Raw genomic sequence first — 17,251 nt, 5'->3', positions numbered from 1 at the left:
CATGTTCCCGCGTCTATCGTGGCGGCCATGGACGGGGTTGCCGAACTGCTGGGCGGAGTCCGGGCGCGGGGCGCGCTGTTCCGCCGGGCGATCATGAATCCGCCGTGGTCGCTGCGGTTCGACAGCGGCGCGCAGCTGACGCTCGCCGCGATGCTGCGCGGCCGGGCGTGGCTCGTCCCGGCCCGGGGCGAGCCGGTGCAGATCGGCCCCGGCGACATCGCGATCATCCGCGGCCCCGCGCCGCACCTGGTCGCCGACGACCCGAGCACCCGGCCGCAGGCCGTGATCACCAGCGACTACTACTGCACCCCGACCGGCGGTGAGCCCGTCGCGGACACCGAGCTGGGCGTGCGCTCCTGCGGCGTCGGGCCCGACGGTTCGGCCCTGCTGCTCAGCGGCGCCTACGACGATCAGAGCGGGATGAGCGCGCGGCTGCTCCAGGCGTTGCCCGACGTGCTGGTGGTCGCCGACGAGGACTGCCCCAGTCCGATGCTGGACCTGGTGGCCGCGGAGGTCGCGGTCGACCGGCCCGGGCAGCAGGTGGTCCTCGACCGGCTGCTGGACCTGCTGCTGGCCTCCGCGCTGCGCGGCTGGTCCGACCAGGGGCGCGCGCCCGCGTGGTTGCGGGCGATGGCGGATCCGGTCACCGGGCGCGCCCTGGCGCTGCTGCACGACGATCCCGCCTACCCGTGGACCCTGGCGGACCTGGCCGCCAAGGCCGGTGTCTCCCGCGCCGCGCTCGGTCGCCGCTTCGCCGCCGAGGTGGGGGAGCCGCCGATGACGTACCTCGCCGGGTGGCGCACCGCCTTCGCGGCCGACCTGCTGCGCGACACGGACGCAACGCTGGGCGCGATCGCGCGGAAGGTCGGCTACGGCAACGCTTTCGCGCTCAGCGTCGCCTTCAAGCGCATCCGCGGCACCACCCCGAGCGAGCACCGCACCGCATCGCGCGACGGCCGGGCAACCGCTGCCGGCAGCCCTACGACATGATCGGCTGCTCGAGCCCGGCGAGCAGGGCTTGGAGGGTCCGGCTGGGATTGTCCTTGCGGTACAACAGCTCGACGTTCGTGTGCAGCGGAGGGGCGAAGTGCACGATGCGCGTGCCGGGCACCGGCGCGCGCTCGGCGTGCCACCGGTCGGTGAACGCGCACCCGAGGCCGGATCTGGCCATCTGCTCCCAGACGAGGCGCTCGTCGGTCTGGCAGACGATGCGCGGGCGCAGGCCGAGCGAGCTGAACCAGGCGTCGAACTGGCTGCGCCGGTAGCCGCTCGCGGGCACGATCAGCGGCAGCCGGGCCAGGTCCTGGTGCGGCAGGGGTGCGGTCACCGCAATCCCATCCGGGCACAGCAGCACGATCTCGCGACGCCCCAGCGACAGGGTGGCGAGCCCATCGGCGGTGGAGAACTGGTGCGGTGACGGGACTTCGACGATCCCGGCCGTCGCCTGGCCGTTGCGCACGACGGCGGCGACCTCGGCCGGCCCGTCGAGCCGTTCCAGCAGCACCGTCGCCGTCGGGCACCGCTCGGCCAGCACCCGGAGCAGTCGTGGTGCCGCGCCGGCGCCGAGCGTGGGCGTCGCGGCCAGCACGAGTTCGCGCTCGTCGCCCAACGACAGGATGTCCGCGACGTGGCCGAAGATCGCTCTCGCGTGGGAGGTGACCGCGAGCCCGGCCGGCGTCGGGTACAGGCGTTTTCCTTCGGAGGCCAGCAGCGGGGTGCCCACCTCCCGCTCCAGCGCGCGCACCGCGCGGCCGAGCGCCGGCTGCGAGACGTGCAGCGCGCGGGCGGCAGCCGTCATCGTGCCGTGCTCGACGACGGCGGCGAGGTAGTGGAGCTGCTGCAGGTTCATGCCGATAGAGCATGAAAGCAAGCCCAACCGGACTTGGACAAGTGCTTGGTTGGGTCGATCCAATGGGCGAGCCGGTTTTCCCAGCGAAGGGGCGAATCCATGAGACGGATCTTCAGATCGGCGGCGGCTTCGGCGGTCGCCGTCGCGTTCTTGACCACGACGGCGTCCGCCGCACCGCAGCAGGAACCGCTCGACGTCCTGCTGACCGACGACGACGGGCACGCGGCGCCCACCTTGGCGGCGCTGAAGCAGGCGTTGACCGCGGCCGGGCACCGGGTCACGGTGGTGGCCCCGTGCGACGACCAGTCCGGTAGCGGCACCCAGCTGGCCTCGAACTACGCGTCCGGGGAGCCGGGGCCGGAGAACACCATCACCGCCGAGCAGCTGGCGCCCGACGTCTGGTCGGTGTGCGGATCTCCCGGCGACGCGGTGCTGTTCGGGCTGCAGCACGTCTTCACCTCGGGACCGCCGGACGTCGTGATCTCCGGCGCCAATCCGGGCCAGAACGCCGGTGTCGTGGCGAACCACTCCGGCACGGTCGGTGCCACGATCGCGGCCGGTGAGCTGTCGATCCCGGCCATCGCGATCAGCGTCGAGATCGACCTCACCGCGAACCCGCCGCAGCTCGGGAACGTGGCCGCCGCGGCCGAGTACACCGCGCGCGTCCTCGATCGGTTGCAGAGCACGTCCGGCGGCGCGGGGCTGCTGCCCGAGCACGTGAGCCTCAACATCAACTACCCGGTGGCACCCGCGGTCAAGGGCACGCGGATCACCAAGACCGGTCGCAACGCGTTCGTCCGGCCGAAGTACGAGCCCACCGACCTGTGCGAGAACTGCTACGTGATCCGGCCCCAGGTGGACCTGTCCCGGGACCCGGTGGCCGACTCGGACAACAACGCGTTGGCGGACGACTACGTCTCGATCACTCCGCTGGACGGCGACTGGACGGCCTCCGACGGCGTCCGCTCCTCGATCCGCGGACGGCTCGGCACCCTGCGCTGAGCCGTCAGGGGCAGCGCCGGGTGTCCAGCGACACGGTTCCCGTCGCGTAGCCGTGCTCGTCGAGGAGCCTGCCGACGAGCTTCACGGGCCGGACGACGATGCTGCGGTCGACGATGTCCAGGTGCGGCAGGCGCCGCGCCATGTGGATCTCGAGCTCCTGCACGTCGATCAGGGAACGCAGCCACACCGCGATGATCAGGTTGTACGGGCCCGCGGTGGACGTGACGGCGCGAACCTCCGGGATCCGGGCCAGCGCGCGGGCGGTCTCCTCCAGGTGCGCCGGCGACACCCGGGCGAAGAACCAGGCGTAGACCGGCCAGCCGGACAGCTTCCGCGCGAGCTCGCAGCGCAGCCGGAGCTGCTGGTTGGCGATCAGCCTGGCGAGTCGCCGGCGCACCGTGCTGGTGCTCGTCGCCGCCGCTTCGGCCAGAGTGCCGACCGGTGTCCGCCCGTCGGCGGCCAGGGCCACGGCGATCGTCCAGTCCGCGTCGCTCAGCGGCCCCGGGGCCCGGTCGCCTCCCTCGTCGGCCTCCCGGCGCATCCGGGCGACCTGGTCGTGGTCGAGGGTGCGCAGCCGCCACCGGCTGGCCTCCGTGTACGCCCGGACCACCAGGTGGCTGCGCACCTGCCGCAGGTGCTCGACGCGGGTCATCCGGTCCAGCAGGTAGCCGGACAGGACCTCCGGGCTGGGCGTGTTGACCGTGACCAGGACGTCGCGGCCGCCCGCGGTGACATCGACGGTCATCGCCTGCGGATCGGTCGCCAGCTCCCGGGCCACGGTCAGCCCGCGGCCCGGCTCGCACTCGATCTCGACGAACGCGTTGGCCTGGGTGGGGGAGATCGGCGGGTAACCGGAGATCCAGGCCAGGCCGGACCGCTCCAGCCGCGCCCACCGGCGCGCGGCGGTGACCGGGTCGATCCCGAGCACGGCGCCCACCTGCGCCCAGGCGGCGCGGGGCGCGATCTGCAAGGCGTTGACGAGTTGGAGGTCCAGCTCGTCGAGAGCGGTGGCTTGATCCTGCATCTGGGCCGTGATTCTGCTGCGTTCCTGCGTTTGGGCTAGTGGAAGCGTCTCATCGCGCACCCTTCGTGTCCAGGTTGGCGGCAGACACGGAGGAGCGTGCAGTGGGCGGTCAGGGCATCGAGGACGACATCACGGCCTACCGGGGGCTGGTGCGGGCCGAGCAGGAGGCGTGGCGGGAGCGGCTGCTCCGGCTCAGCCACGACCTGCACGCCGAGCCGGAGCTGTCGTTCGCCGAGCACCGGTCGGTGACCAAGGTGACCGACGTGCTCCGCGAGGCCGGCTTCACCGTCGAGCCCGGCCCGGCGGACGTGCCCACCGCGTTCACGGCCGAGTACGGCGCGGGCGAGTTCACCGTCGGCATCTGCGCCGAGTACGACGCCCTGCCCGACATCGGGCACGCGTGCGGGCACAACATCATCGCCTCCGCCGCGGTCGGCGCGGCGATCGGGCTCGCCGCCGTGGCCGACGAGCTCGGCGTCCGGGTGAAGGTGGTCGGCACCCCGGCCGAGGAGCACGGCGGCGGCAAGGTGCTGCTGCTGGAGCGGGGCGTCTTCGACGACGTCACGGTCGCGATGATGGTGCACCCGGCCCAGCACGACACCCATCCCGGGCACTTCTCCAGCCAGGCGGTGAGCCGGTTCGCCGTGACCTACGGCGGCCGGGCCTCGCACGCCGCCGCGGCTCCGCACCTGGGCGTCAACGCCGCCGACGCCGCCGTCGTGGCCCAGGTGGCGATCGGGTTGCTGCGCCAGCAGATCACCGCGGACTGCCGGATCGGCCTGTTCGTGCGCGAAGGCGGCGCGGTCACCAACATCATCCCCGAACGGTCCGTCGTGGACTGCGAGGTGCGCGCGTTCGAATTCGACGAGATGTCGGAGCTGAAGCAGCGGGTGCTGGCGTGCTTCGAGGCCGGGGCGCTGGCGACCGGGACGACGATGGCCGTCGAACCGACCGAGCCGGACTACGCCGAGCTGGTGCAGGAGCCGGAGATGTCGGAGCTCTTCGCCGCGCACATCGAGTCGCTGGGCCGGGAGCTCCGCGACACCCGCGGCACCCGGGGCGGCTCGACGGACATGGGCAACGTCTCCAAGGTGCTGCCCAGCATCCACCCGAGCATCGCGATCACCGGCTGCGAGCACCCGCCGCACACGCACGGCTTCGCCGCCGCGGCGGCCACTCCCGCCGCCGACGACGCGGTCTTCGACGGAGCCGTCGCGATGGCGCTGACCGCGGTCGACGTGGCGATCGATCCGGTGCTGCGGCAGAAGTTCCTGGCCGAACAGGCCACTCGCGGCACGGCCGCGACGCGCATCTGACCGCCCCCGCTATTTCTCACCACTCCTGGCGACCACGGAGGAAGCCATGTCCGGCATGACGGTTGACCGGAAGCTGTCGCGTTCGGCCCGCGGTTCGCGCGGGCGACTGGCCCTGTTCGCGCTGCTCGCGCTCGTCCTGGCCGCGGCCGCCGAGGCCATCGGCAGCCACAAGGTCGCCATCGGGCCCGGTGCGATCACCCTATTCCCGATCATCTGGGGCCTGCTGCTCGGGGCCGCGGTGAGCATCCAGCGGTTCCGCCCGGTGCCCGTCGGCATGCAGCGCGCCGCCACCTACGTGGTGGAGATGGGCGTGCTGCTGCTCGGGGTGCGGCTGGCGTTCGTGGTCGGCCACGAGCTGCCGGTGCTGCGGCAGGCGAGTTTCGCACTGCTGTTCCAGGAGATCGGCCACCTGTTCGGCACCGTGGCGTTGTCGCTGCCGCTCGCCGTGCTTCTGCGGATGGGGCGCTCCGCGGTGGGCGCGTGCTTCTCCATCGACCGCGAGGGCTCGTTCGCGATGGTGTCCGAGCGGTTCGGGCCGGACTCCGAGGAATACCGCGGCGTGCTCGGGATGTACATCTTCGGCAGCGTCGTCGGCGCGCTGTACGTGACGCTGCTCGCGAGCCTGCTGGCCGGCAGCGGGATCCTCAGCCCGCTGGCGCTGGCGATGGGCACCGGCGTGGGGTCCGGCTCGGTGATGGCCGCCTCGTCGGCCGCGATCGCCGCGCAGTACCCCGAGCTGGCGAACCAGATCGTCGCCCTGGCCACCGTGAGCAACCTCGTGACCAGCCTCGCCGGTGTCTACATCGGCATGTTCGTCGCGCTCCCGCTGGCCGACCGCTTCTACAAGCTGCTCACCCGCGGCCGCAAGATCGAGCCCGCGGCCGCCCCGGACCTGTCGGCGGCGGAGCTCGAAAGCGGCAGCCAGAGCCGGGTCCGGCCGCTGCCGGCGATCCTCATCGCACTGGTGACCATGTTCGTCTCCAACGCCGTGCATGCGGGCGGCGTCGATCCCCGCGCGCTGCTCGGCTTCGCGCTGGTGGCGGCCGTCGTCTTCGCCGGGCTGGGGATCAAGCGGCTGACCAAGCTGCCCGCCGTCGCCGGGACCTCCGCGCTGGCCATCCTGCTCACCTCGCCGATCTCCCCGGTCGCCGACGCGGTGATGTCGCTGGTGAAGCCGGTCGAGTTCCTCGCGATGGCGACGCCGATCCTGGTCTTCGCGGGCCTCAGCATCGGCAAGGACCTGCCCGCGCTCAAGCGGATCGGGTGGCGGATCGTCCCGGTGGGGCTGATGTCCTTCGCCGCGTCGTTCCTCGTCTCCGCGCTGATCGCGCAGGTGTTCCTCGGCTGACCGGGCGAGCGGTGGCTGCGGCGAAGAGATCTTGCGGTGATCGGCTCCGGCGTTGTCTGATGGCGTCATGCGCAGGACTGGCGCTATCGCGCTGATCTCGGCACTGGCCGCAGGCTCGCTGATGCTGGGCAATCCCGGGGCGACCGGGCGCGGGGCGCTGGGCGTCGACCTCGACACGGTGACGATTCCCGAGCTCCAGGCAAGGATGTCGCGCGGATCGCTCACGTCGTCGGAGCTGACCGCCGCCTACCTGGAGCGGATCCGCACCATCGACCCGAAGATCGGGGCGGTGCTGCGCACCGATCCGGCGGCGATGGCCCAGGCGGCCGCGAGCGATGCCCGGCACCGCCGCGGCACCGTCCTCGGCCCGCTCGACGGAATTCCCGTGCTGCTCAAGGACAACGTGAACACCCGCGATCTGCCGACCACGGCGGGCTCGCTGGCGCTGGCCGGGAGCCCGCCCGGCTCGGACGCGGTCCTGGTGACCCGGCTGCGGGACGCGGGCGCGGTCGTCCTCGGGAAGGCGAACCTGTCCGAGTGGGCGAACTTCCGCGCCGAGAAGCCCACCTCCGGGTGGTCGGCGGTGGGTGGGCAGACCCGCAACCCGTACGTGCTGGACCGCAATCCGTGCGGTTCGTCGGCGGGTTCCGCCGCCGCGCTCGCCGCGTCGCTCGCCCAGGTGGCCATCGGCACGGAGACCGACGGCTCCATCGTGTGCCCGGCGGGGATGAACGGGGTGGTCGGCCACAAGCCGAGCCTCGGCCTCGTCAGCCAGTCCGGCGTGGTGCCGATCTCGGCGGAGCAGGACACCGCGGGCCCCATGGCGCGCAACGTCGTCGACACGGCGCTGACCTTCGCGGTGCTGCAGGGCGAGGAGAGCTCGTTCTCGCCGCTGGGTGACCTGCGCGGCAAGCGGATCGGCCTGTGGCGGCTGCCGTCGCTGGGGCCGGACGTCGACGCCGTGATGACCGCCGCGGCGCAGCGGCTCACCGCGGCGGGTGCCGGGGTGGTGGAGGTGACCCCGCCCTACCAGGACCGGCTTGGCGAGCTGGAGTTCCCGGCGCTGCTGAGCGAGTTCCACCGCGACATCGACGCCTACCTCGCGACCCGGCAAGGCCCCCGCGACCTCGCCGAGCTGATCGAGTTCAACCGCCGCACCCCGGCGGAGCGGACCTGCTTCGCCGGCCAGGAGCTATTCGAACAGGCGCTCGCCGCGCCGCCGACGACCGATCCGCGGTACCAGGCGATGCGCGCCGAGCTGGCGGACCTCTCCCGGCGCTCGATCGACGAGACCATGGCCGCGCACGACCTGGACGCCATCGCCGCGCCGACGAACCCGCCGGCGTGGACCACCGACTGCGAGCGCGGCGACGACGACGTGATCCCGTCCTCGACGCCGGCCGCGGTGGCGGGCTACCCGTCGGTCTCGGTACCCGCGGGTTCCGTCGGGGAGCTCCCGGTCGGGTTGCTCCTCATGGCAGGCGACCGGCAGGACGGCGAGCTGCTGACGCTGGCGGCAGCCGCCGAGCGCGAGCTGAAGGCATGGCGGGCGCCGCGCTACCTGCCGACGATCGGGCCCGGCCCCATCGGCTGACGCGGCTTCCACGTGCCGGATGAATCGTTCCGCCTGCACCGCGCCGGTGGGCGGACTTCCTTGTCGTTCATGGGAATCACGCGCCACCTGTCCTCCGATCCGGTAGCGGGGCGCTGCGTGCCCTGGGCGGCCGCGCGGGCCCGGAGTTATGGTGCGCAGGTCCGCGGTGTTCGGATCGAACGCCGCGTGCTTGGGGGAACTGATGCGGGATTGTGCGCCACACCTCGGAAGGTCCGCGGATGTGCTTTCACCGGCCGTCCGCAGGCGCTGCGCCGTTGCCTGGTGCGCGCGCCGAGGGGGCGCTCCGCACGGGAAGGATGGATCGTCGTGACCGATGTCGCAGAGTTCGCGCTGTCCAGTCTCGCAACGGTGGTTCGGATCGAAAAGCCCTGGGGCTACGAGGAGATCTTCGCCGTGGTGGCCGGCCACTACGTCGGCAAGGTGCTGCACATCTGGGCGGGCGAGTCGATTTCGCTGCAATACCACGAGAAGAAGGAGGAGACGATCGCCGTGCAGTCCGGCATCGTGCTCCTCGACCTGGGGCCGAACCGCGATTCGCTGGTCCGGATGGAGCTCGACCCCGGGCAGACGGCGAGCATTCCGTCCGGTGTCGTGCACCGGGTCACGGCGGTGTCCGACGCGGTCCTGCTGGAGGCGTCCACGGCGGATCCGGGCTGGCAGCTGGACGTCGTCCGCCTGGAGGACCGTTACGGCCGCGCCACGACCGCGACCCGGTGACCTGCGGCGTCACGGGCGGAGTTCGGAGAAGACCTCGAGACGGCGCGCGTGGTAGGCGAAGTCTTCCATGTCGTGCACGACGCCGAGCCGCCGCTGCTCGTGGAAGTACACCGCCTCGCGGCGCAGCCGGTGCCGGATGAGCTGCGCCAGGGTTTCCTCGTCGAGGAGCCCGGCGGGCCCGCCGGCCGCGGCGTAAGCCTGCAGGAACGAGTGCATCGCCGCGATGTCGATCGCGGACTCCTGCTCAGCCCATTCCAGGGCGGCGTAGGCGACCTCGACCGCGGGCGGGACCACGCACGCCTCGTCCCAGTCCACCACGGCCGTGAGGACGCCTCCGTCGGTCAGCGTGTTGCCCGGGTAGAAGTCGCCGTGCACGGCCTGGTGGTTCCGGTGGGTGCGGTGGAATTCCGCCAGCCACGAATCGAGTTCCGGGTCCGCGAGAGCAGGTTCCGCCGACGGCTCGGATCCGTCCAGGCCCGGTTCCAAGCCGGACGGGACGGGCCTCGGCGGCGGCTGCATCCCGGCCAAGGCGCGGTGCAACCGCGCGAGCAGCGAGGCGGCCTGCGCCAGGACGCCGGGCGTTTCGCGGGTGGGCCACCTGCCCGGGACCAGCGGCCAGACCGACATCGGGCGGCCGTCGACCCGGACCGCCGCGCGCCCTTCGGTCGTCGCGACCGGCGCGGCCACTTCCGGCACCTCGGTCGAAGCGTGCGAGGCGATGGCGTAGCACCACTCGGCTTCTTCCGTGCTGCGCCATTCCGGCCCCACCCGGACGACGTGGTCGTCGACGGCGAACGCGGCGGACTCCTCGCCGCCGCGCAGCCGGACGGGATCGCCCGAGAACCGCAGTCCCCATCGGACATCGAGCGCCCGCCGCGCGGTTTCGGTGAACGGGATGTCTGTGAACGGCACGGAATTCGGCTCCTTCACCGGTCGTGCTGGTCGCGAACAGCCGGTGCTCGATGCGGTCGGTGGGCGGTTTCGGTCACGTCGCGGTGCCCTGGAGGAGGCCGCGGGCGGCGAGGTTGGTCATCAGCGCGCGGATGCCGAAGGTCCAGTCGGGCGCGTCCTCCGCGGTGTTCACGACGTTGATCAGGCTACCGAGCGCGGGGGAGGAGATGCGCACGACGTCGCCGGGCTTGTGGGTGAAGCCCTGGCCGGGGACGTCGCGGTCTTCGGTGGGGGCGAACATCGTGCCGGTGAACAGCACGAACCCGTCCGGGTACTGGTGGTGGCGGCCGTGGGCGTGCCCGATCAGCTCCCGCACGTCGCGGCTGATCTCGCGGACCGGGTTGACGCCGTCCAGCCGGTAGCCGTCGGTCCCGGCGATGGCCAGGCCGATCTCCAGGTCCTGCGCGTCGTCGAGGGTGAACTCGTCGTCGAAGAGCCGGAGGAACGGGCCGATGGCGCACGACGCGTTGTTGTCCTTGGCCTCGGTGAGCAGCAGCGCGCTGCGCCCCTCGAAGTCGCGGAGGTTGACGTCGTTGCCCAGCGCCGCCGCCACCGGGACGCCGCGGGAGGTCGCCGCGATGACCAGTTCGGGCTCTGGGTTGTTCCACGTCGAGCGTTCGAGCACGCCGATCTCCGCGCCCGTGCCGACCGCGGACAGCACCGGTGCCTTGGTGAAGATCTCCGGGTCCGGGCCGATGCCGACCTCCAGGTACTGCGACCAGAGTCCTTCCCGGACGAGCACCTCCTTGATCCGCTGCGCCTCCGCGGAGCCCGGCCGCACCGAGGAGATCCGGCCTTCGATGACGTCGCCGAGCTTCGCGCGGATCTCCTCGGCCCGGCGGAGATCACCCTCGGCGCGCTCTTCGATCACCCGCTCCAGCATGCTCCGCACGAAGGTCACGCCCGCCGCCTTGATGACCTGCAGGTCGACCGGCGCCAGGAAGTGCGGCCGGGCGCGGTCGCCGGACAGCGTGGCCTGCAGGAGGTCGGCGAGCCGCCAGCTCCGGCCGCCCTCGTGCGTCCGAACGACCTCCCCGGCATCGGCCCGTTCGAGCAGCCCGGCGACCGTCGGCTCGACACAGGTCAGGTCGACGACCGCCGCGCCGCGCACCGCGGCGACGCACGGGCCGCCGCAGTCCGGGTCGAAGATGCGGGCGACGAGCGTCGCCCGGGCCGCGTCAGCGGGCAGGACGTGATCGGCGTAGGCGGAGAGGTTCACGGTGCCTGCCTTCCTCGGGATGCGGTGCGGTCCTCGGGGCTTGGTGGGGCGATCCGAAGCGGATTGCGACCAGCGCTTCCCGCCGGGGATCTGAACGCGGCCCGGGCGATCGCGCGAACTCCGGCGTGCCGCGGCTGCGGGTGGTTGCGGCGGCTGCATGGCCGAACTATGGTCCGAACATCATACGAAGTCAACCGGATTCCAGGTCCAGCGAAGGCCGGCGCACACGCCCGCGCGCATCGGTGTCCGATGTGGACGCAATGAGGTTCCCGCCAGGCGAGATGATCACCGGCTTCGTGCCTCGGCCACTTCCCGGGAGGGGAACTTGAGCGAGCTCTTCGCACTCAACGGCAAGAACGCGGTCGTCACCGGCGGCGCGCAGGGCATCGGTGAGGCGATCGTGCTGGGCCTGCGCGATGCCGGGGCGCGGGTGTTCATCTGCGACATCAACCCGGAGGTCGGCAACGCGACCGCCGAGCGGCACGGCGTCGAGTTCGTGGCCGCGGACGTCACCGACTCGGCCAGCGTGGAGGCGGCGTTCGAGCACGTGGCGACGACGGCCGGATCGCTCGACGTCGCGGTCAACAACGCCGGGATCGTGCACAACCACCCCAGCGAGGACCTCGCGGACGAGGACTGGCGGCGGGTGTTGTCGGTGAACCTAGACGGCGTCTTCTACTGCTGCCGGGCGGCGGGCAGGCGGATGCTCGGGCAGGGTTCGGGGAGCATCATCAACACCGGCAGCATGAGCGGCCACATCTCCAACCACCCGCAGCCGCAATCCGCCTACAACACGGCGAAAGCCGGCGTCATCCACCTGACGAAGTCGCTGGCCGGGGAGTGGGCCGACCGCGGCGTGCGGGTCAATTCCGTGTCGCCCGGCTACGTCGGCACCGAGATGACCAAGCGGGGCATGAGCAACGAGGAGTGGCGCCGGGTCTGGCTCGGCGACACCCCGATGAAGCGGGTCGCCGAGCCGCGGGAGATCGCCCCGGCGGTCGTGTTCCTGGCCTCCGACGCCAGCAGCTACTGCACCGGCACGGACCTCGTCGTCGACGGCGGCTACACCGTCTGGTGATGGCGTCCGTCCCCGACCGGTCGGCGAGGACGGACGCGTCGGTCGCTACGCGCGTGCGAGCGCGTCGACGACCACGAAGGCGAAGTTGTCCGGTGCGCCTGCGTCGCGGATGAGTTCGGTGAAGCGCTCCACCGCTTCCTCGGGATCGCCTGCCGCACCCAGGGTGTCGCGTAGTTGCTGTTCGGGCACCGCGGCGTGGAGGCCGTCGGAGCAGAGCAGATAGCGGTCGCCGCTGCGCGCTTCGCGCAGGTGGAGGTCCGGTTCCACGGCCCCGCCGCGTTGCAGGGCGCGGAGCAGCGTTGCCCGGTTCGGGTGCGTCGCCGCCTCTTCCGGGGTCAACTTGCCCTCGTCGACCAGCGACTGCACGAAGGTGTGGTCGTGGGTGATCTGGGTGAGCTCCCCGTCGCGCAGGAGGTACGCCCTGGTGTCCCCGACGTGCGCCAGGGCGAACTGGGCGCCCGACCACAGCATCGCGGTCAGCGTTGTACCGACGTGCTCGCGTGCCGGGTCGGCTGCGAAGTCGTGGACGGCCTGCCGTGCGCCGTTCGCGGCCGCGCCGAGAGCCTTCAGCAGGTTCCCGGCGGGCACCTCGGCGTCGAGCGCCCCGAGCGCGTCGACCGCCGCGACGCTGGCCACGCGGTCCATGCCCTGCGCGCCGAATCCGTCGGCGACGGCGAACAGATTCCTGCCCTCGTACACCGCGTCTTGATTCTCATCCCGCACGAATCCGCGGTCATCTCGAGCCGCAGAGCGCAGTTCCCATTCCGCTGGTACATCAGTCATTTCGGCATTCCTCCTCGACAGGTGGTCGACGAGGAAGGCAGCCAACTCCCCGCGGGCCGCGGTGTCGGCCTCGACCTGGCGCCAGTACGAGCCGACCTCGGCTGCCGCGGCGAGCGGGGGGAGGTCGCAGACCACCCTGATCCGGGCCAGCGGCATGCCGAGGCCGCGCAACCACGCGACCAGCCGGGCGTGTTCGAGCTGGCACCGGTCGTAGGAGCGGTAGCCCGAACGGGGATCGACGTCGGCCGGTGGCAGCAGCCCCAGCTCGTCGTAGAGCCGCAACGCTTTCGGAGTCAGCCCCGAAGCCTGCGCGAACTCCCCGATGCTCAGCCTGGACATGGCTCCCTCCTCGTCCCGGGCGCCTCGCCCGGTGACCCGACCCTGCGGGTTGTCCCTGGGTGAAGGTCAAACCCCCGTCGACGACGAGCGGTCAGAAGCCGAACGTCGTGACCTGGGGGAGGGTGCCGGCGCGCAGGTGCCGGAGGACGTACTGCTCGTGGGGCACGGCCGGACTGGGCGGTGCGTCCAGTGGAAACCACCGCAGGTCGGCGGTCTTCTCGGGCTCGGCCCGCCTGGGCCGACCGGTCCAGCGGCGGCATTCGAAGAAGAAGTCCACCCGTTCGTTGATCGCCCGGTGGTCGCCCTGCGTTCGGTGCATGACCGACAGCGGCACGAGGTCTTCGGCGGAGATGTCGACGCCGAGTTCTTCGGCGGCTTCCCGGCGCGCGGCGTCGATGACGGATTCACCGGATTCGACGTGACCCGCCGCGGCCAACGCCCAATGCCCGTCCATGTACCCGGTGTTGTGGCGCAGCTGCAGCAGCACCTCCTCCTGGGCGTCCGACCTGCGAAGCGCGATGTAGACGGAAGGAACGACCTGAAACCGATCAACCATGGAACCGACCCTAGCCCCAAGTTTTCGGGACTGGTGGGCGATGTCGGACTCTCCGGGGACGGGCGGAAGATCTCGCGGAGGTGCTTTCCGGTCATCCGGGCCGAATGGCTTGTTTTTCATGGCCGATCGGCTGATCGATGTGGGGGTGGACTCGGCCTTGCGGATGATCCGCGATGCGGGTTCTCGCGGCGATCCTGATCACGGTCGAACTCGGCGATGGGCCGGGTGGGCTGCGTTGAAAGGAGGAACTCGTGTCAAGCTCAGCGGCCGGTGCCGGGGTTGCCGTGGATCTGCAGCGCAGGCAAGCGGTTCTGCGCGTGGCGGGCTCGCGCCGTGTGGATCGCGGGGGTGTGGTCGATGACGACTGCCGTGGCGGCACAACCGGTGCGGCGGCGCATCGGTGATCTCGACTCGCTGCGCGGGTTCGCGCTGTGCGGGATCCTGTTCGTCAACATCCCGGACATCGTGCACATGGGCTGGGGGCCCGCGATCGGGGTGGCGGATCCGGTCCGCTCGGCGCTGAACATGTTCGTGCAGCAGCGGTTCCACCCGATCTTCGCGTTCCTGTTCGGCGTGGGATTCGCGTTGTTCCTGGACCGAGCGACCGGGCGAGCGGCCCGGCCTCGGGTGCTGTTGCTGCGGAGGCTGCTGGCGCTGCTGGTCATCGGGGTCGGGCACCAGTTCCTGCTGCCGGGCGAGCCGCTGCTGATCTACGCGATCGTCGGTCTGATCGTGCTGCTGCCGACGTCGGTGCTGCCGCGGTGGGTCGCGCTCTGGGGCGGTGTCGGGCTGCTCGCAGTGGGGCTGTTCGGGCTGAACGGCGGAGTCGGCTTGGTACCCGGCCTGTTCCTGCTCGGCGCGGCCGCCGTCCGGTACGGCGTGATCGACACGCTCGACCGCCGGGCGGGGCAGCTCGCGATCACCTTCGGGCTCGCCGTCGTGCTGGCCGGTCTCGGTCTCTGGTTGCAGGTCAACAGCAAGGGCTCGTCGTCGTTCTTCACGATCTGGGCGGCGGCGGGGCTGCTCGGTGGGCTCGCCTACGCGTCGGGTTTCCTGCTGCTGTGCCGGACTCGCGCCGGTGGCGCGCTTTCCGCGGCGTTCGCGCCGCTGGGGCGGATGGCGCTGACGAACTTCATCACCGCCACGCTGCTGACCTTGGCGGTCGCGCCGCTGATCGGCCTGGAGCGGGACTCCATCCGGTACGACCTGATGCTGCTGCTGGCCGTCGGGATCCTGGCGGTGCAGTGGGGGTTCTCGCGCTGGTGGCTGAGCAGATTCGCGTACGGGCCGCTGGAGTGGGCTTGGCGGTGCGTGACGTGGTGGAACCGGGTTCCGCTGCGCGGACGGGCCGTCTGAAGCCGGCGTCACCTGGGATCGGTCCGCTGGATTTCAGCTCGGCACGCGTGGGAATTCCCGGAGCGAGGCCGAAATGCTCCCAGAACGCGAGGTTGGGCAGGAAAGGGGGAGGCATCGCGGGGTGACCAGCGAGCAGGTGCCGGGATCCGGCGGGTTGTCAGCGGGAGAAGATGCCGATCCCGTTCGCCACGGCGCGGGGAACGCCGTCGGAGGGAACGTTCTTGACCACCGCCCGGGGCTGGCCGGGATCGAGCACTGCCATGGTCGACGAGCCGCCGCCGTCGAGGTTGACGGCATCGGTGGCCCCGAACGACCGGATCAGGTCGGCCAGCTCGCGGACGCTCAGCCCGGTGCTGGCGGCGGAGCGCCCGTCTCGCTCAGGTGGAAGAAGTCGCCGTTGACGCCCGCGACCGCCCGCTGCGCGTTCGTCATGTCGTCGATCTCGTCCCGGGCCGCCACCGCGGGCGGGTGCAGCAGGTCGAGTTCGACTTTGGGATTGCGCAGGTCCGCGGTCAGCAGGTATCCGACGACCGGCCCGTGCTCGGTGGAGAGCTCGTCCGCCTCTCCGCAAGATCGAACCGGCGGCAGCGTAGCGCCCGCACAGCGGACGGCGGATCATCCGGCGATGAACGCCCGATGATCCGCGAACGAATTCCTCGTACCCGCGGACGGCGGAGGAACAACGCGGAAAACGGCCGTTTTTCCGCGGGCCGTGAAGTCGTGGCTGGAGGAGCGGCGCAAGTCGAAGGAGCGGACCGCGTCGCTGGCGGAACTCGCCGCGACCGAGCTGTCGACATTGCGGCAGCGTAAGCGGTTGGAGCACCTCGCTGAAGGCATCGGGCACCAGGTCGGCGACCAGCTGGAACCGTTGCTGGAGGCGAAGTTCTCGGCGTTGCCGGACAACGAGGTCCGGGCGGCGCTCAATGCGGTGGTGAATGCGATCGACGACGTGGATCTGTCCGACGAGGCGATCTTGGACGCCGACGCCGACGCCGACGCCGACGCCGACCCAGGGCAGGCTCGGAGTCAACCTCGACGGGTGCGGGACGTCTACCGAGGAGCGGATCGATCGAGGAGGGCATGTGGACGTCGCCTGGGGGATGAGCAACTCCGAGTTCGCCTTCCTGCTCTTCGTCCTGGCGGTCCTGTTGCGCGGCGGCATCGCGCTGGTCAACCTGCTGGCCAGGGTTGGGCCCAAGGGCGGCTACTTCGAGCCCGACCAGTACCAGCTCGCCTATCTCAGCGGCGGCGTCGACCGGGTGGCCGACAGCGTCGTCGCCGAGCTCGTCGCGGCCGGGGCGCTGCGCGTCGATGCCGACGGGAAGCTCCGCGCCACCGGCATTCGCGTGCAGCACGAGTACCAGCAGCGGGTGCTGGAATGGGCAGGCGACGGCATCGCGATGGCGGAGCTGCGGCGCGCTTTCCGCCGGTCCGGGATCACCCGTGCGCTGGTAGCGTGGCTGAGCGTTCACGGCCTGATCAGCGGGTCCGGCCGGTTGCAGGCGCTGCGCGTGCTGATCTGGCTGCTCGGGGCCATCGCCGCGGTCGGGTTGATCCGCGTCGCCGATTCGCTGATCCGTGGCTACTTCTCGGCGGAGTGCCTCATCGTGCCGCTCGTCGTGGTCATGTGGGTGGGGACGCCGTACTTGGGGTGGGAGCCGAAGCGCACGTTCAAGGGTGACCGAGTGGTGCGCCAGGCCCGGACGGCCTCGGAGGTGCCGACCGGAAACGCTCGACGGACGTTCAGCGATCCCGTCGAGGTGGCCACGGCGGTGGCGATCCACGGGATGGAGCAGTACCCCGACGAGCGCGTGGTCGCGCACCTGAACATCCCGCTGCCGTGGTGGAAGCGTGCTCTCCTCGGTGGTCGCAGCGGCGGCGATGGGGGAGACGGAGACGGCGGCGACGGTGGCGGGGAGTGACGCGGCCGGCAGAAGATGATCGTCCTAATCGGACGTTCCCGGCACGCGCGCGTGCGTGGTCGCCGCGGGGCGCGAGGCGTTACTTAATGATCTTTTGGTTATAGGGTGTGTCGTTGTGCTTGGTTTGTGTTGCCCGGTGGGATGATTGTGGCGTGGCGAGGTCTTCACGATCGACG

16 protein-coding genes and 1 pseudogene are annotated in these 17,251 nt (G+C 71.3%); 10 read left to right on the top strand and 7 right to left on the bottom strand.

Annotation, left to right across the window (positions count from 1 at the left end):
- Window positions 1-27 precede the first annotated feature (27 nt).
- Window positions 28-990: an AraC family transcriptional regulator gene (locus BLW84_RS34470; protein WP_093274219.1), complete on the top strand. Its 963-nt coding sequence runs from the start codon at window positions 28-30 to the stop codon at window positions 988-990.
- Here the strand turns inward: BLW84_RS34470 and BLW84_RS34465 are convergent.
- On the bottom strand, window positions 980-1,849 hold the full coding sequence (locus BLW84_RS34465) for a LysR family transcriptional regulator (RefSeq protein WP_093274216.1): 870 nt from the start codon (window positions 1,847-1,849) through the stop codon (window positions 980-982). The genes BLW84_RS34470 and BLW84_RS34465 overlap by 11 nt on opposite strands.
- Window positions 1,850-1,948: 99 nt before the next feature.
- Between BLW84_RS34465 and surE the strand changes: the two genes are divergently transcribed.
- Entirely contained in the window at window positions 1,949-2,851 is a 903-nt protein-coding gene (gene surE / locus BLW84_RS34460) for a 5'/3'-nucleotidase SurE (RefSeq protein WP_093274214.1), read from the top strand.
- A 4-nt stretch (window positions 2,852-2,855) separates the two neighbouring features.
- On the opposite strand, the gene BLW84_RS34455 is transcribed toward surE, so the two are convergent.
- Window positions 2,856-3,875 carry an Lrp/AsnC family transcriptional regulator gene (locus BLW84_RS34455; protein WP_093274212.1) on the bottom strand — a complete coding sequence of 340 codons (1,020 nt, stop codon included), beginning with the start codon at window positions 3,873-3,875 and terminating at the stop codon, window positions 2,856-2,858.
- 101 nt (window positions 3,876-3,976) lie between these two features.
- On the opposite strand from BLW84_RS34455, the gene BLW84_RS34450 reads away from it, so the two are divergent.
- From BLW84_RS34450 to BLW84_RS47930, 4 genes are all read left to right on the top strand, one after another.
- Complete coding sequence (locus BLW84_RS34450; protein WP_245761585.1) at window positions 3,977-5,191, top strand: amidohydrolase; 1,215 nt, start codon at window positions 3,977-3,979, stop codon at window positions 5,189-5,191.
- 46 nt (window positions 5,192-5,237) lie between these two features.
- Window positions 5,238-6,539, top strand: a complete 1,302-nt coding sequence (locus BLW84_RS34445) for a DUF3100 domain-containing protein (protein ID WP_218157590.1) — start codon at window positions 5,238-5,240, stop codon at window positions 6,537-6,539.
- A 121-nt stretch (window positions 6,540-6,660) separates the two neighbouring features.
- Window positions 6,661-8,133: an amidase family protein gene (locus BLW84_RS34440; protein WP_245761595.1), complete on the top strand. Its 1,473-nt coding sequence runs from the start codon at window positions 6,661-6,663 to the stop codon at window positions 8,131-8,133.
- A 327-nt stretch (window positions 8,134-8,460) separates the two neighbouring features.
- Window positions 8,461-8,871 carry a cupin domain-containing protein gene (locus tag BLW84_RS47930; RefSeq protein WP_177226849.1) on the top strand — a complete coding sequence of 137 codons (411 nt, stop codon included), beginning with the start codon at window positions 8,461-8,463 and terminating at the stop codon, window positions 8,869-8,871.
- Window positions 8,872-8,880: 9 nt separating this feature from the next.
- Here BLW84_RS47930 and BLW84_RS34430 read toward each other — a convergent pair whose 3' ends face one another.
- Together BLW84_RS34430 and BLW84_RS34425 are read right to left on the bottom strand one after the other, a co-directional pair.
- Window positions 8,881-9,783 carry a phosphotransferase enzyme family protein gene (locus BLW84_RS34430; RefSeq protein WP_093274368.1) on the bottom strand — a complete coding sequence of 301 codons (903 nt, stop codon included), beginning with the start codon at window positions 9,781-9,783 and terminating at the stop codon, window positions 8,881-8,883.
- Window positions 9,784-9,856: 73 nt separating this feature from the next.
- Window positions 9,857-11,041 (bottom strand): fumarylacetoacetate hydrolase family protein, encoded by a 1,185-nt coding sequence (locus BLW84_RS34425; protein ID WP_143061197.1) that lies wholly within the window; start codon window positions 11,039-11,041, stop codon window positions 9,857-9,859.
- Window positions 11,042-11,366: 325 nt separating this feature from the next.
- Between BLW84_RS34425 and BLW84_RS34420 the strand changes: the two genes are divergently transcribed.
- The gene (locus BLW84_RS34420; protein WP_245761584.1) at window positions 11,367-12,119 is read left to right on the top strand and encodes an SDR family NAD(P)-dependent oxidoreductase; all 753 of its coding nucleotides are present in this window, start codon (window positions 11,367-11,369) and stop codon (window positions 12,117-12,119) included.
- A 45-nt stretch (window positions 12,120-12,164) separates the two neighbouring features.
- Here BLW84_RS34420 and BLW84_RS34415 read toward each other — a convergent pair whose 3' ends face one another.
- Both BLW84_RS34415 and BLW84_RS34410 read right to left on the bottom strand, forming a co-directional pair.
- On the bottom strand, window positions 12,165-13,241 hold the full coding sequence (locus BLW84_RS34415) for a MerR family transcriptional regulator (RefSeq protein ID WP_093274201.1): 1,077 nt from the start codon (window positions 13,239-13,241) through the stop codon (window positions 12,165-12,167).
- 91 nt (window positions 13,242-13,332) lie between these two features.
- Entirely contained in the window at window positions 13,333-13,797 is a 465-nt protein-coding gene (locus BLW84_RS34410) for an NUDIX hydrolase (protein WP_093274199.1), read from the bottom strand.
- A 357-nt stretch (window positions 13,798-14,154) separates the two neighbouring features.
- Here BLW84_RS34410 and BLW84_RS34405 point away from each other — a divergent pair, with 357 nt between their 5' ends.
- Window positions 14,155-15,153, top strand: coding sequence for a DUF418 domain-containing protein (locus BLW84_RS34405; RefSeq protein ID WP_093274363.1), 999 nt, complete (start codon window positions 14,155-14,157; stop codon window positions 15,151-15,153).
- 157 nt (window positions 15,154-15,310) lie between these two features.
- Here the strand turns inward: BLW84_RS34405 and BLW84_RS49505 are convergent, their stop codons facing one another.
- Window positions 15,311-15,472, bottom strand: a complete 162-nt coding sequence (locus BLW84_RS49505; RefSeq protein ID WP_245761594.1) for a phosphodiester glycosidase family protein — start codon at window positions 15,470-15,472, stop codon at window positions 15,311-15,313.
- 384 nt (window positions 15,473-15,856) lie between these two features.
- Between BLW84_RS49505 and BLW84_RS50495 the strand changes: the two are divergent.
- Window positions 15,857-16,141 (top strand): annotated as a pseudogene (locus BLW84_RS50495) (NACHT N-terminal Helical domain 1-containing protein); the annotation flags it as partial.
- Between the two features lie 94 nt (window positions 16,142-16,235).
- Window positions 16,236-17,075: a TIGR04222 domain-containing membrane protein gene (locus BLW84_RS34395; RefSeq protein ID WP_245761583.1), complete on the top strand. Its 840-nt coding sequence runs from the start codon at window positions 16,236-16,238 to the stop codon at window positions 17,073-17,075.
- Window positions 17,076-17,251: the final 176 nt, after the last annotated feature.

Origin of the sequence: Saccharopolyspora shandongensis (genome assembly GCF_900106995.1) — a bacterium.
Taxonomy (GTDB): domain Bacteria; phylum Actinomycetota; class Actinomycetes; order Mycobacteriales; family Pseudonocardiaceae; genus Saccharopolyspora; species Saccharopolyspora shandongensis.
This window is presented reverse-complemented; position numbering and strand designations above follow the sequence as displayed.